The sequence below is a fragment of the Novosphingobium sp. PhB57 genome, from assembly GCF_004342985.1.
GTDB lineage: Bacteria > Pseudomonadota > Alphaproteobacteria > Sphingomonadales > Sphingomonadaceae > Novosphingobium.
This window is the reverse complement of record NZ_SMBO01000006.1, coordinates 265,424-279,766: the sequence shown is the minus strand read 5'-3', so window position 1 is coordinate 279,766 and position 14,343 is coordinate 265,424. Positions and strand designations below refer to the sequence as shown.

General features: G+C 68.4%; 10 protein-coding genes and 1 tRNA gene. 3 read left to right on the top strand and 8 right to left on the bottom strand.

The genetic code is table 11. From position 1 onward, the window contains the following. Positions 1-244: 244 nt before the first annotated feature. Complete coding sequence (locus EDF58_RS18885; RefSeq protein WP_132268360.1) at positions 245-2,416, top strand: ATP-binding protein; 2,172 nt, start codon at positions 245-247, stop codon at positions 2,414-2,416. After that, complete coding sequence (locus EDF58_RS18880; protein WP_132268359.1) at positions 2,416-3,405, top strand: autotransporter outer membrane beta-barrel domain-containing protein; 990 nt, start codon at positions 2,416-2,418, stop codon at positions 3,403-3,405. Before EDF58_RS18885 ends, EDF58_RS18880 begins: the two co-directional genes overlap by 1 nt. A gap of 20 nt (positions 3,406-3,425) precedes the next feature. On the opposite strand, the gene EDF58_RS18875 is transcribed toward EDF58_RS18880, so the two are convergent. The 3 genes from EDF58_RS18875 to EDF58_RS18865 all read right to left on the bottom strand — a co-directional run bounded on the left by EDF58_RS18875 (position 3,426) and on the right by EDF58_RS18865 (position 7,833). Next, on the bottom strand, positions 3,426-5,672 hold the full coding sequence (locus tag EDF58_RS18875; RefSeq protein ID WP_132268357.1) for an FdhF/YdeP family oxidoreductase: 2,247 nt from the start codon (positions 5,670-5,672) through the stop codon (positions 3,426-3,428). Between the two features lie 157 nt (positions 5,673-5,829). After that, positions 5,830-7,326 (bottom strand): lipopolysaccharide biosynthesis protein, encoded by a 1,497-nt coding sequence (locus EDF58_RS18870; protein ID WP_132268355.1) that lies wholly within the window; start codon positions 7,324-7,326, stop codon positions 5,830-5,832. Between the two features lie 420 nt (positions 7,327-7,746). After that, positions 7,747-7,833, bottom strand: a tRNA-Leu gene (locus EDF58_RS18865). Between the two features lie 257 nt (positions 7,834-8,090). Between EDF58_RS18865 and EDF58_RS18860 the strand changes: the two genes are divergently transcribed. Further along, a complete protein-coding gene (locus EDF58_RS18860; protein ID WP_132268353.1) occupies positions 8,091-9,035 on the top strand; it encodes a complex I NDUFA9 subunit family protein in 945 nt (314 codons plus the stop codon). 94 nt (positions 9,036-9,129) lie between these two features. On the opposite strand, the gene EDF58_RS18855 is transcribed toward EDF58_RS18860, so the two are convergent. The 5 genes from EDF58_RS18855 to tsaD all read right to left on the bottom strand — a co-directional run bounded on the left by EDF58_RS18855 (position 9,130) and on the right by tsaD (position 14,340). Next, complete coding sequence (locus tag EDF58_RS18855) at positions 9,130-9,747, bottom strand: hypothetical protein (protein WP_132268750.1); 618 nt, start codon at positions 9,745-9,747, stop codon at positions 9,130-9,132. A gap of 216 nt (positions 9,748-9,963) precedes the next feature. Further along, positions 9,964-10,686: an OmpA family protein gene (locus tag EDF58_RS18850; RefSeq protein ID WP_132268351.1), complete on the bottom strand. Its 723-nt coding sequence runs from the start codon at positions 10,684-10,686 to the stop codon at positions 9,964-9,966. Positions 10,687-10,772: 86 nt separating this feature from the next. Beyond that, the gene (locus EDF58_RS18845; RefSeq protein ID WP_243654366.1) at positions 10,773-12,296 is read right to left on the bottom strand and encodes an oligosaccharide flippase family protein; all 1,524 of its coding nucleotides are present in this window, start codon (positions 12,294-12,296) and stop codon (positions 10,773-10,775) included. Further along, positions 12,293-13,309 (bottom strand): NAD(P)H-dependent glycerol-3-phosphate dehydrogenase, encoded by a 1,017-nt coding sequence (locus EDF58_RS18840; protein WP_132268349.1) that lies wholly within the window; start codon positions 13,307-13,309, stop codon positions 12,293-12,295. Before EDF58_RS18840 ends, EDF58_RS18845 begins: the two co-directional genes overlap by 4 nt. After that, positions 13,306-14,340 carry a tRNA (adenosine(37)-N6)-threonylcarbamoyltransferase complex transferase subunit TsaD gene (gene tsaD / locus EDF58_RS18835; RefSeq protein ID WP_132268347.1) on the bottom strand — a complete coding sequence of 345 codons (1,035 nt, stop codon included), beginning with the start codon at positions 14,338-14,340 and terminating at the stop codon, positions 13,306-13,308. The genes EDF58_RS18840 and tsaD overlap by 4 nt, the downstream gene beginning before the upstream one ends. Between the last annotated feature and the right edge of the window lie 3 nt (positions 14,341-14,343).

Genomic DNA, 14,343 nt, shown 5'->3' with positions numbered 1-14,343 from the left:
ACAGGCCACGAGGTGACCGTCCCCGCCAGGCAGCGTCCCGCTGCATGATGGGGGCGCGGAGCGGGTTCGGAAGAGCGGTGTCCCTCTCTTCCGAGCCCGCGCCGCAATATCCGCCGGCAAGCCCCACATCCTCCGGCCCATCCTTCGCCCCGGCCTTGGCGACAATCCGCAGGTTCGGCGCTGACGCCGCCGCTCGCAATACCACGGCTCGAAATAGCGGGCGATTCGTGGCAATGGCGCAGCCATGACCCCGCCCCGCCTGACCAACCGACTCGGACTGCCCCTGGCGATGCAGATGATCGTCATCCTCGTCTGCGCGCTGATCGGTGCGCAGCTGGTGACGCTCGGCCTCACGGTGATCCTGCCTCCCAGCCCGACGGCCCGGTGGAACATCGACGAAGTCGCCAGCGCGCTGACCACCGGCGATCTGTCCGATCGGCTGGAGCGCAAGCCCATGGTCGGCCCGCCCGATGTGAGCGGACAGGGCTGGCTGGTGTCGGAATCCTCGCGCGATGCCCTGGCCCAGCGACTCGGGCGGCACCGCAAGGACGTGGTCCTGGCCTTCTACACCCAGCTGCCAGTCGGCGGCGTCGCGGTGCCGAGCAATGCCCGGTCCCCGCTGGCGATGGTGGAAAGCAAGAGCGCGGCGATCAGCCCCGGCGCCAGGGTTTCCGCGCTGCTGGTGGGATCGGCCGATGCCCAGTCGATCCCCGGCGGCCCCCCGCCGGGCGGCGCTCCCGGTCCCAGCGGCATGCCCGGCGGGCACTTCCCCGGCGGCATGCCTCCGGGCGGATCGATGCCGCACGTTCCGTCCATGCCCCGCCCCGCGATGCCGGGCGGCGGCGCGAGGCCGGGCGGCCACGTTCCGGGCGGCGCCATGCCCGGTGGCAAGGTTCCCGGCGGCAAGGTTCCCGGCGCCGCGCCGGGCGGCCAGCGCCCGGGCGGAGGCCAGCCCGGTGCACCATCCGGCGGCCAAAACCCCGGCAATGCCGCGCCCGGCGCCGGCACGGGCGGCCCGACCGCGGCGCCCGGAAATCCCTCAGGCGGCGTGGCGAACCAGGACGGTCATCCCGGCCAGTTCGTCTCCCCCGGCGCGCGTCCGGGCGGCATGGCCGGACCCATGGCCGGCCCCATGGGCAATGGCGCGATCGGCGGGGGGCTTCCGGCCCCAGTCATGCCGAGCATGAACGACATCCCGCGGGCCACCCTGCCTATCGCCACACCCGATCCGATCGCCAGTCCCACGCTGGCCAGCCGCCCGGTCGCGGTCTCGATCCCGCTGCCGCCGGTCACGCTGGCTTCGCCCTCGGCCAGCGCCTCCGCCCTGCCCACGCCGCTGGCAACGTCCGCGGCCGAGACTGCCACGCCGCTGCCCGCAGTGCCCGGGGCGCCGCAGCCGATCCCGTTCCGCCACGCGGAAGGCAGCTTCTTCGCCCTCACCTCGCCTCCATTCATCGAGGGTGACTTCGTAGCCGCCACCCGTCAGCCGGACGGCCAGTGGCTGGCCGTCGCCCCCCGCGCCGAGCCCTTCCCGAATGCCTGGCAGAAGCGCGTGATGCTGTGGTTCGCGCTGTCCCTGGCGATCATCAGCCCGCTGGCCTGGCTGTTCGCGCGCCGCATCGTCGTGCCGCTCAAGGACTTCGCGCAGGCCGCCGAGCAACTCGGCCGCGATCCTTCGGCCACGATCCTGCCGCTCTCCGGCCCGGCCGAGATCGGCCGCGCGGCCAATGCCTTCAACCAGATGCGCTATCGGCTGCGCGCCTTCGTGGACGACCGCACGGCGATGGTCGGCGCCATCAGCCACGACTTGCGCACCCCGCTCACCCGCCTGCGCTTCCGCATCGAGGACGTGCCGGACGACCAGCGCGAGGGGCTGCTCAAGGAAGTGACCGAGATGGAAGCGATGATCAGCCAGGTCATCGCCTTCATTCGCGATGCCTCCACCCCCGGCCCGCGCAAGCGCGTCGATTTTGCCGATCTCATCGCCGGCAGCGTCGCCGATGCGCAATTGGTGGGCGGCAAGGTGACGATCGAGCACAATCTCCATATTCCCGTCGAAGTCGATCCGGTGGGCATTCGCCGCCTGCTCGGCAACCTGCTGGAAAACGCCATCAAGTACGGAGACAGCGCGAAGGTCCGCGTCAGCCTCCTCGACGGCGAGGCCGTGGCGGAGATCGTCGATGCCGGGCCGGGTATCCCCGAGGACGAGTTCGACCGCGCCTTCGAGCCGTTCTACCGCTCGGAAACCGCCCGCAAGTCGGGCCAGAACGGCACTGGCCTGGGCCTGGCGGTGTGCCGCTCGATCGCCCGCGCCCATGGCGGCGATGTCCATTTCGTGCACGGCGGCGACGGCTTCGCCGCCCGCGTGACCGTGCCGGCCGCGGCCTTCGATCCGACCCTGCGAAAGGCCGCCTGATGCTGCATTCCTTGCCGGCCTGCCTGCTGCTGGCAGGCGCGGCCGTTCTGTCGTCTCCGGCACTGGCGCAAGATACGGCGCCGCTACCCGAAGCGAGCGCCACGCCGGAAGGCGCAACCCTTTCGACCGAGGCTGCTCCGGCCGCTACCGACTCAAGTGCCGAAGATCCGGCGAATGCCGATCAGCCCCCGCTCCGCGCCGCGCCTTGGACGGTTACCGCCTCTGCCGGGGTCAGCAACCGCGACGATGGCCCGGATGGGTCCTGGCAATCGCTTTCGCTGACCCGGCAGGTCGGCCGGGGCTATGTGCGGGGCGGGCTGATGCGCTATCACGGCACGCTGATCCAGGCCTATACGGCGCTGCCCTCGGACTATTACGTTGCCACTCTCGGCGCCGGCGGCAACTTCGACAACTGGGTGGTCGATGGCTGGGCCAGCTACGGCCGGCAGGACTACGGCCGGATCACCACCGAACGCGGCAGCCGCGAGAGCACCGGCGCGAAAAGCAGCGGCTACTACGCGCTGGGCGGCGATTTCGGGCGCATCTTCCCCCTCTCGCCGCGCTGGTTCGTGACCCCCACGGTCGTCGGCTCCTATGCTGAAGGCCGCCTGCTGCGCCCCGCGCCGGAATTCGCCGATCTCGTCGATCTCGAAACCCGCGAACCGACCTGGACGCTTGGCAGCACCGTGCGCATCGACTATGCCTTCGGCAAGAACGCGGACCATTACATCGGCGCTTCCGTCTCGCGGAACTGGACTAGCAATGCCGTGTCCGAAGTGACGCGCGGCCAGTTCGAAGGGCTTGAGAACGTCCCCCGCTCCGGCCTGCTCGATTCGCAGCACACCGCGGACGGGTGGTGGGAGCTGGGCGTCAGCGCCAACATGAAGCTGACCGACCGCCTCCACCTGGACCTCTACGCCTCGCGCAGCTTCGACGCGCTTGCGGGGAACACCACCGCCGGCGGCATCTCGCTGCGCCAGTCCTTCTGATCCGGCCCGGTTAGCGGCTTTCAGGCAGCGCGGACGATCTCCACCGGGATCGATTTGTAGGCCGGCGTGCCGCTTACCGGATCGTAGTCGTCCAGCGGCACCAGGCAATTCGCCTCGGGGTAATAGGCCGCCAGCGAGCCGCGCGCGATGGCGTGCTTGACCACCGTGAAGCCCTTGAGCGCGCGCCCGGCCGGCGTGGTGACATCGACGATGTCGCCATGGGCCAGCCCCAGCATGTCCAGATCGACTTCGTTGGCGAAGATCACGTCACGGCGCCCCGTCACGCCGCGATAGCGATCGTCGAGGCTGTAGATCGTGGTGTTGTACTGGTCGTGGCTGCGGATGGTGGTGAGCAGCATCGACCTTGCGCCGTCTTCGCGCGCGGAAGGGTGGGCGATGAACTGCGCCTTGCCGCTGGGCGTCTTCCAGATCCGGTCGCTGGGCGGGATCGTCAGGCGGAAACCGCCCGGCTCGCGAACGCGCCGGTTGAAGGCGTGGAAATCGGGATAGACCTGCTCGATCCCTTCGCGAATGCGGTCGTAGTCGGCAACCAGACCGTCCCAGTCCACTCGGGTGTGCGGCATGGCGGCCTTGGCCAGGCCCGCGACGATCGCCGGCTCGGAGCGGACATGCGGCCCCGGCGCCTTCAGCTTCCCGCGTGAGGCATGGACCATGGACATGCTGTCCTCGACCGTGACGAACTGCGCGCCGGCTTCCTGCTCGTCCAGCTCGGTACGGCCGAGGCAGGGGAGCACCAGCGTCTCGCCCGCGGTGAGCAGGCAGGTGCGGTTGAACTTGGTGAGCACGTTGACCGAAAGATCCAGCCCCCGCACGGCGGCGAAGCAGGCTTCGGGGTCCGGCATGGCCACCGCCAGGTTGCCGCCCAGCCCGATCAGTGCCCGGGAGCGGCCCTCGCGCATGGCCTCCAGCGCTTCCACGGCATTGTGCCCATGCGCGCGGGGAGAGGCGATGCCGTAAGCGGCGTCGAGCCGTTCCAGCATGTCCTCGGTCGGGATCTCGGTAATGCCGACGGTGCGGTCGCCCTGCACGTTGCTGTGGCCCCGCAGCGGGCAGATCCCCGCGCCTTCCTTGCCGAAGTTGCCGCGCAGCAGCAGCAGGTTGGCGATGGACTGCACGTTCTGGGTGCCGTGGCGGTGCTGGGTGATGCCCATGCCGTAGCAGACGATCACCCGCTCGGCATCGATATAGACTTTGGCCATCGTCTCGATGGCATCGCGGGTCAGGCCGGACTCGGTCTCGATCCAGTCCCACGAGGTCGCGTCGAGATCGGCCTTGAGCGCCGCGATACCTTCGGTGTGCTCGGCGATGAAGGCGTGATCGAGCGCATCGGCCGCGATCACCAGCTTCATCATGCCCTTGAGCATCGCCATGTCGCCGCCGATCCGAACCTGATGATAGGCCGAGGCCAGCGGCGTGGCGTGAGTGGAGAGCATCTCGGTGGGATGCTGGGGCGACTTGAAGCGCTCCAGGCCGCGTTCGCGCATGGGGTTGGCGACCACGATCGGCACGCCCCGCTTGGAAGCGGCGGCCAGGGTCGAGAGCATGCGCGGGTGGTTGGTGCCGGGATTGTGACCGATGCAGAAGATCGCATCGGCATGGTCGAAGTCTTCCAGCGTCACCGTGCCCTTGCCGATGCCGATCGACTTGGGCAGCCCCACGCTCGTCGCTTCGTGGCACATGTTGGAGCAGTCGGGGAAATTGTTGGTCCCGAACTCGCGCGCGAAAAGCTGGTAGAGGAACGCCGCCTCGTTCGAGGCGCGGCCCGAGCAATAGAATTCGCAGGCATGAGGATCGTCCAGCGCGCGAAGCACCGCGCCGGCGCGCGCGAAGGCCTCGTCCCAGCTGATCGGCACGAAATGATCGGCTTCGGGGTCATAGCGCAGCGGTTCGGTGAGGCGCCCGGCGTCCTCCAGCCGGTGGTCGCTCCAGGTCCACAGTTCGCTGACGCTGTGCTGCGCGAAGAAATCGGGATCGACGCGCTTGACGGTCGCTTCCCAGGTCACCGCCTTGGCGCCGTTCTCGCAGAATTCGAAGGAGGAAGTATGCTTCGGGTCGGGCCAGGCGCAGCCGGGGCAATCGAAACCGTCCGGCTGGTTCATCTGCAGCAGCGCGCGCGTGTCCGGGCTCGCCTTCATCTGCTCGCGCACCGTCCGCGCCACCGCACCCAGCGCACCCCAGCCGCCGGCGGGGCCCTTGTAGTCGCTGATGCCTTCGAGATTGTCGTCCGCGGCGTGCGTTTCGGCCATGACCCAGGTTCCTTTCAAGACCTTGGCATAGACGACGATGTCGCGGAGGAACAGGGTGCCGGCGGCGGGGATCGCTCGCTTCGCCGCGGGTTTGCCCTGGCGGACAGGTTTGTCCTGGCGGGGCTGGCCTCGCGGGGCGGGGCGGGGCGGGGCTGGCCTAGCCGAGCTGGCCCTTGCCGCGCCGGAAGCGATCCGGCAGGAGGTTCCCGGCCAGCCGCAGCATTTCCGCCATCGCCTGCCGCCCGCCCGGCGTGCAGGCCTGCGCCGCCACCGCGCCGAAGTAGCTGGCGACAACCGCCAGGGCCAGCAGCAGCACCGTTGGCAGTCCCCGCGCGACCAGAGCCTCGCGCGCCATCGCCACGATCCCCCAGGCGAACAGCCCGCCCGCCAGCGAGGGAAGCTGGACGAGGTACATGAACCGCTGGGACACCGGCGTGCGCCTCGTCGCATAGTGATATTGCAGCGGCAGGGTCGCCAGCTGGCCGGTGAAATAGGCGCAGGCCACCCCCACCGCGCCCCACCGGACGCCGATGAAGAAGCTGATGATACTGATCGTGCTGGAAAACATGCCCCAGTACATCATGTTCCGGGTGTTGCCGGTGCTGATATAGAGCCAGCCCGTGGTGCTGGGCACGCATTGCACGATCGCGGTGAGGCTGAGCCAGAAGAAGATCGGGCTCGCCGCCGCCCAGCGCTCGCCCAGCAGGAAGGGCACGAGCTGCTCGCTGCACATCGCCGCCGCCAGGATGCCCGGCATGGACACGAGCGCCAGCGCCCTCAGCACCAGTTCGTAGACTCGCCGATATCGCGCCGGATCGTCGCGTACCCGGCCCAGCACGGGCAGCATGACGCGGCTCAGCGGCTGGTTGAAGTTCTGCAGCGGGAACAGCATCAGCTTGTAGCTGCGGTCGTAGAGGCCCACTGCCTCGGCGCCCTCGGCCTTGGCGACGATCACGTTGTCGAGATTGCGGGCGAAGAAGTTGATGAGGTTGAAGCCGGTCAGGTTCGCGCCGAAGACCACCAGCTTGCGCACGCCCCGGAACGAGGCGCCGAGACGCGGCCGCCAGGGGCAGGCGCGCCACATCATCACCGTGCTCACCACTGCGTTCAGGAAGATGCCCAGCCAGATCGCCCAGTAGTTCTTCAGGATCAGTGCCGCGAGCGCGGTGAGCACGAAAGTCGCGACGGCGACGACGATGTCGTTGATGCTGAGGGCATGGAAACGCATCTCGCGGTTGAGCAGGGCCTGGTGCTGGAGCTTGAGACCGGTGACGAGAATGGTCAGCCCGGTCGCGGCAGTGACATAACCGGCGCGCACATCCCCGTAGAAACTGCTCACCAGCGGGGCCAGGGCGGCCATGACCAGGGCGGCGAAGATGGAAATGAGGACGCTCAGCCAGAACAGCGCATTCGAATGCTCCTGATCCAGCTCGCGCGCCTGCACCACGGCCTGGGTGAAGCCCAGGTTCTGGAACGTCATGATCAGCCCCATCAGCGGCGCGACCATGGCCGATACGCCGTAGTCGGACGGAGACAGGGTGCGGGCGACGACGATCGTGGTCGCCGTGGTGGTGAAGACCTTCACGATCTGCGCCACCCCCGTCGCGGCCATGCCCCGCGTCGCCCTGCGCCCGATCTCGTCGGTTTTCGCCATGACCTAGGCCGCGGAGACGGTGAGGACGCCGATGGTGACGGCGATGATAACGGCAGGGATCGACTGCTGTGCCGGCGCCTTCAAGCCTGCGACCTTTCGAAGCTGCAGTGGTTGCGGCAGCACTGCCGCCGTTCACAGACTAATCCCGCCGCCGGGCCGGCACCATCACCCGAAAGGTCCGGATTCAGGCTATGGCTTCGATTGGTTGAAACGATCTTGGTTCCCGCAGCCCTTCCAAAGAACCGGGAATTGTCCGCATGGATTACGCCGAAAGCGGTAATAGTGCCGCTACGCCAGCCAACCCGTCCGGAACCCGGATGCTGGCAGGCGGTCGATTGCGGGCCATGGAATTTGGGGGAGGCAGATACGACTAGGGGCCGTCTTTCGACGGCCCCCGACGCTTCTCAATTGCTTGAGAAATGGTGCCCAGAAGAGGACTCGAACCTCCACGCCCTTGCGAGCGCCAGCACCTGAAGCTGGTGCGTCTACCAATTCCGCCATCTGGGCACGGAAGCGAGGGGGCTGATCTGCCGTCCTCGCCGGGTAGGAGGGCGCCTCTAAGCGGCGGCCGGATTGTTGTCAACGCTCGTTCTCGAACTTTTTTCAAATCGCGTGAAAAAAGGCGAAATCTCCTTCCGGAGCCTCCGCCCGGTTGCTCGGGAACCGGCCTTGTGCCAAGGGCGCTTATCGTGCGCGAAACCGGCGCAGGCGGCTTACTCTTCCTTCAGCCGCGCCTGCGCCACGCTGAAGGACCCGTTCTTATCATGAGCCAAGCTACCGACCCTCTTTACGGCAAGATCGTCACGCTGCTGGGCGGCAGCGGCTTCGTCGGCAAGCATGTCGCCCAGGAACTGCTCGCACGCGGTGCGCGCCTGCGTATCGCCAGCCGCAGCCCCAAGAAGTCCTACGCCCTCAAGCTGCTTGGCAACCTTGGCCAGGTGCAGTTCGCGGGTGTCGACGTGACCAAGCCCGAATCGCTGGCCGCCGTCCTGGCCGGATCGGACGCGGTGGTGAACCTGGTGGGCGCCTTCACCGGCAATCTCGACGCCGTCCAGGGTGAAGGCGCAGGCCGCATCGCCGCCGCCGCCAAGGCCGCCGGCGCCGCTGCCTTCGTTCACATCTCGGCCATTGGCGCCGACGCTTCTTCGAGCGTCGCTTATGCCCGCACCAAGGCCGAGGGCGAAAAGGCCGTGCTCGCCGCCTTCCCCGCCGCCACGATCCTGCGTCCCTCGGTCATGTTCGGCCCGGACGACAATTTCGTCATGATGTTCGGCAACCTCGTCTCGCGCCTGCCAGTCCTGCCGGTCTTCGCACCGCAGGCCCAGCTCCAGCCGGTCTTCGTGGACGACGTCGCCCTGGCCGTCGCGGAAACGCTGGGTGCGCCCCAAGTGCACGGCGGCAAGACCTTCGAGATCGCCGGCCCCGAAGTGATCTCGATGATCGACCTCAACAAGCGCATCGCCCAGGCCGCCTGCCGCAACCGCAGCTTCGCGGAGCTGCCCGACGGCGTTTCCGGCCTGATCGCCGCCCTGCCGGGCACCCCGATCAGCGGCGACCAGCTCAAGCTGCTCAAGGCGGGCAATGTCGCAAGCGGCACCCTCCCCGGCTTCGCCCAGCTCGGCATCACGCCGCGCCCGCTGGAGCTGTTCCTCGATCGCTGGATGATGCCGTTCCGCAACCACGGCCGCTTCGGCGTCAAGGCCGCCTGATCGGCCAAAGGCCGAACGGCACACGCCGGCCGGACAGAAAAAAGGGGGCGGGAAGTCTGACTTCCCGCCCCCTTTTTCGTGGCGTTCGACAAGCTCAGAGCTTGCCGAACTTCTCCTCGTAGGCGCCGGTATCGCCGGCCGAGAGCATGCGGGCCTGTTCCACCCAGCTGTCGCGGCGGGGGCGGCCGGCAAAAGCGCCCAGCTTGCCGTCCAGCTCGTCCAGGTCGGCATCGGTCCAGGCGGCGATCTGCGCGAAGCGGGTGATGCCCAGGGCATGGAGCAGCGTGAGCATCTTGGGTCCGAGACCCTTGATCTTGCGCAAGTCATCGCCTTCGGCAGGAGCGTCCTGGGCGGCAACAGGAGCGGGAGCTGCGGGAGCAGGGACCGCCTCCGGCTCGGCCGCGATCGTCTGCGGCGGCGTTTTCACCGCATCCACTTCCTCTTGCGCGGCCACGGCGATCACTTCGCCGATGCCGGCCATCGTTCCGGCCATGGCGGGCGGATCGATGTGGACAGGCGCGGTGAACTGCGCGGCGGGCGGCGCATCGTCTATCAGGGCCTGGTTACGCTGGGCGGGCGCAGCGCCTTCGTCCAGCACGTCGGGCCGATGCTGGCGCGGCGCGGGCTTGGAGGCGCGCGCAAACAGCCAGTAGGCAATCGCGATGCCGACCAGCAACGCGACGACGAATATCAGCCAATTGGCCGAAATCATTTCCACCACAACTTATCCCTTCCGGTTCCACACCAGCCAGCCGATGCCGAAACCTGCCATGTAGGTCAGCAGCACCGAAACGGCCATTTCAAGCCATAGCGGCATCGGCGGCTCCTTTCATCGTAATTTGCACCCTGACGGCGGCCCGGCCTGCGCCGGTGGCGATGCCATTCATTCCGGACCTCATCATTCCGGGCGTCCTCATTCCGGGCGTCCTCATTCCGGTCCTGGCGTGTCGATCGGCGTCGGCTTGACCGGCGCGGAAGCGATGACCGAGAACTCGATGCGGCGATTGGCGGGGTCGAGCGGATCCAGCCCCTCGATCGGGGTCTTCGATCCCACGCCCGAGGCGCGCAAACCATCGGCGGGAATGCCCCGGCCGACCAGCCCCCAGCGCACCGATTCCGCCCGCGCCAGCGAGAGCGCCCGGTTCGCCGCGGGATTGCCGGAAGCGTCGGTATGGCCGGTCACGGCGATGATGCTGCCCACGCAGGGGCGCAGGGCTTTCGCCACTTCGTCCAGCAGACGCTCACTGACCGGGTCGATCCGCGCGCTGGCTTCGGTGAAGCGGATGGAGCGACTGGCCAGGATCGCCTCGACATCGTCCTGGCAGCGCAGCTTGGTGGCATCGCCGTCGCCCTCGCTCGACCAGGATATGCCGCCGATCCCGGGCACGCCGGCCACGGCCGCGGCCACGCGCTTGCGGGTTTCGGAATTGAGGCTTTCGCCGCCCGACAGCACCGGGTGCCGGGTCAGCCAGCCATAGCGGTCGCGAAAGGCGAGATCGACGCCGGGACCGCCGGCCTGGTCGCGCACGGCTTCCGCCTCGCGTTCGAGCTGGCCGATGAAGACCGGCCCCCGCACCCGGGTAGCGACAAAGGACAGCGCCAGACAAAAGACGGCACCGGCGGCAACGATGGAGGCGCGACGGGGATTCATGGCCTTAGCCTAGAGCAATTTCGAACGCGGCGGAAACGCCTCTCGGGCCGAAAAGACACGAAAATCCAGGAAAATGCCGCAGACCGTCACGCCGTCTTGGTTTTCTGGAACAGCTTTCGGTCTTCCGGGCCGAACGCCTTCTTCCAGATCACCAGGAAGTAGGAGCCCAGGATGGCCGGAATGCCGAAGGCCAGTTCCGCCCACTCCGGCAGGAACTGCGTGGCCAGATAGCCCAGCACCACCGCCGGCGCCGCCGCCCACACCAGCGCCCAGCGCCAGTTGTTGATCGGTTCCTTCAGGAAATCCGCCAGCATCTTCGACTTGACCAGCGACGCGAAGCCCAGCGCCAGCATCAGTGCCGCCGCGGCCGTGGCCGCCTGGAACAGCGAGTTGTAGCCCAGCTTCTGCATGGCCAGAATGCCGCCCAGGGTCAGCACCGCCTGCAGGGCGATGGTCAGGACCGAGACGACGAGGTTGCGCATGCGGGCGACGTAGACGAGCGCGGCCTCGCTCACCACTGCGGTCGCCGCCACCACTTCGGCAGCCAGCAGGAACACCAGCGCGCCCGTGCCGCCCACGAATTCGCGGCCGACCAGGCCCATCACGCCCTCTCCCGGTATGCCCAGCGCCAGGGCAATGCCCGCCTGTGCCGCCGTGATCCAGAAGCCGACCTGGCAGACCTGCCGCGCGATCGCGGCGTAGTCCTTTTCCTTCAGGTTGCGGGTGATGACCGGTCCCAGCACCGGCTCGAAGCTGGTCTTGAGCTTTTGCGGCAGGCTGGCGACCTGCTGCGCGGCATAATAGACGCCCACCGCCGCGGCGGGAGCCAGGAAGCCGAGCAGGAAGAGGTCCACGCGGCGCGTGCCCCATTCGATCGTGTCGGCAAGCGCGATCGGCAGCGATCGCACGGCCAGCTTCTGCATCTGGCGCGGGCGCGGGCGCCAGCCCTGCGGCAGGCCATATTCGCGGAAGAAGGGAATGAAGGCCATCACCGCTGCCGCGAAGATCGAGCCGATATAGGCGATGGACAGGCCGCTTTCCGGCGCGATCCAGATCATCGCTCCTGCCAGGATCGAGATGACCCAGGGCTCGACGATGGCGCGCGACCACACGGTGGGCGTCACTCGCAGGCGGTAGGCCAGCGCCGCCAGCCAGATCTCGGTCATGGTCAGCGGCAGGATGGCGATCACCATCAGCCGGTCGATCTGGGTATAGTGCCCGCCCGGGAACATCGGCGCCGGCACCAGCCAGAAGAACAGCGATGCCGCGCAAGAGGCGATCACCGCGATGATCATGCCGTCCGCGATCACGTTGGCCGGATGGACCTGCCCCTCGGTATCGGAAAGGCGCTGCGCCAGGCCGCGCTTCTCGCCCATGGTGCAGATCATCGAGGTCAGCTCGATCACCACCAGCGCCGAGGCGAAACGTCCCAGCGCCGCCGGACCGTAGACCGAGGCGCGACCGGCGATGAACAGGAAGGGGATGCGCGCGGCAAGGCGCAGGAAGAACCCGAAGAGATTGGTCCGGCCGCCCTTGGCGAGCGCGGCAATATCGTCGTGTTCCTTGCTTGCCTGTTCCGCCGCGGTGCGGGTCACGATACCGTCGGTCAAGAAAGCGGCTCCTGCTCGGCGCGAAGCGGACGGGCGAGGATCTGCACCACCACGTCACTGGCCGGGGCCTTGCCTTCCAGCAGGCGGCACACGGCTTCGGCGATCGGCATCTCGATACCGTCGCGCCGGGCGATGTCGGCCAGCACGGGGGCAGTCGCGGCGCCTTCGGCCACCGAATTCTTGCCGGAAAGCGCCTCGGCCGCGGTCAGCCCCTGTCCGAGCGCAAGGCCCAGCGAGAAATTGCGACTGGAGGTAGAGGAACAGGTCAGCACGAGATCTCCAAGGCCGCAGAGACCCGACAGCGTTTCCGCCCGGGCCCCGCGCGCAAGACCGAAGCGCAGCATTTCCGCGTAGCCGCGCGCGATCAGCGCGGCACGGGCGTTCTGGCCGAGCTTCAGGCCTTCGACGACGCCGCAGGCAATCGCCAGCACGTTCTTCACCGCGCCGCCGATTTCGGCGCCGATGACATCGTCGGAATAGTAAGGACGCAGCGCCGGCCGCGCGATGACGGACGAAAGGCGCTGCCACTGCGCCTGCCCGCCCGAACAGGCGAGCGTCACCGCGGTGGGCAGGCCGGCCGCCACTTCATGCGCGAAAGTCGGGCCGGACAGCACGGCGATGGGGGAGCCGGGCACTGCCTGCGCGGCCACCTCGGCCATGAGGCGGCCGCTGCCTGCCTCGATGCCCTTGGCACAAAGCACGAGATCACCGGAAAAGCCCAGGGCGGGAAGCTGCGAGAGCACGCCGCCCAGAAACTGCGCCGGCACGACCGCCAGCAGCACCGGCAGCGCCGCCAGTTCGGCAAGGTCCGAAGTGGCCCGGACGCTGTCGGCCAATGCCGCGCCCGGCAGATAGAGGTCGTTGAGCCGCTCCGCATTGATGCGCGCGGTCAGTTCCGGCTCGCGCGCCCAGAGCAGCACGTCGCTGCCGTCCCCGGCCAGCGACTGCGCCAGCGCGGTACCCCAGGCGCCCGCGCCGATCACGCCGACGCGCGTCTTTTCGAAGCCGCTCATGCCTTCACTCCGGCGCCGCGCACGGTTTCCGCATCCGGGTCGAGCGGCCAGCGCGGGCGCGCGGCAACATCGAGCGGGTCGGACTGGCCCATGGCGAAGCGCTCGACGCCCGCCCAGGCGATCATCGCCGCATTGTCAGTGCAGAGGCCGAGCGGCGGGGCCACGAAATCGAGATCGTGCTCGGCCGCCAGCGCTTCGAGCGCGCCGCGAATCGCCTTGTTCGCCGCGACGCCGCCGGCAACGACCAGCGCGTTGAGCGGGCCGACCGAGGCCAGCGCCCGGCGCGTCCGGTCGATCAGGCAATCGATGGCCGCCTGCTGGAAGGAAGCGGCGATATCGGCATCGGCATATTGGCCGGACTGCTTGGCGCGCATCACCGCGCTCTTGAGCCCGGCGAAGGAGAAGTGCGGTTCCTCCGACCCCTTGAGCGGACGCGGCAGCGGCACCTTCTTCGCGTCTCCCTCCAGCGCCAGCCGTTCCATGGCCGGACCGCCCGGATAACCGAGGCCGAGCAACTTGGCAGACTTGTCGAAAGCCTCGCCCAGCGCGTCATCGATGGTGGTGGCGAGGCGGCGGAACCTGCCCACGCCTTCGACCAGCAGGATCTGGCAGTGCCCGCCGGACACCAGCAGCAGGAGGTAGGGATATTCGAGCGCGCCGTCGCCCAGGCGCGGCGAAAGGGCGTGGCCTTCCAGGTGGTTGACCGCGATCAGCGGCTTGCCGGTGGCCATCGCCAGGGCCTTGGCCGTGACGAGCCCGACCATCACCCCGCCGATCAGGCCGGGGCCTGCGGTGGCGGCGATCGCGTCCACGTCGTCAAGCGTCATGCCGGCATCGGCCAGGGTCGCCTCGATCAAGGGCGCGATCCGCTCCGAGTGTGCGCGCGCGGCGATTTCGGGCACGACGCCGCCATAAGGCCGGTGTGCCTCATCCTGCGAGGCGATGCGCTGGGCGAGGATCGTGCGGTCGCTGGTTACCAGTGCCGCCGCCGTCTCGTCGCACGAGCTTTCGATGCCCAGTACCGTACGCATTTC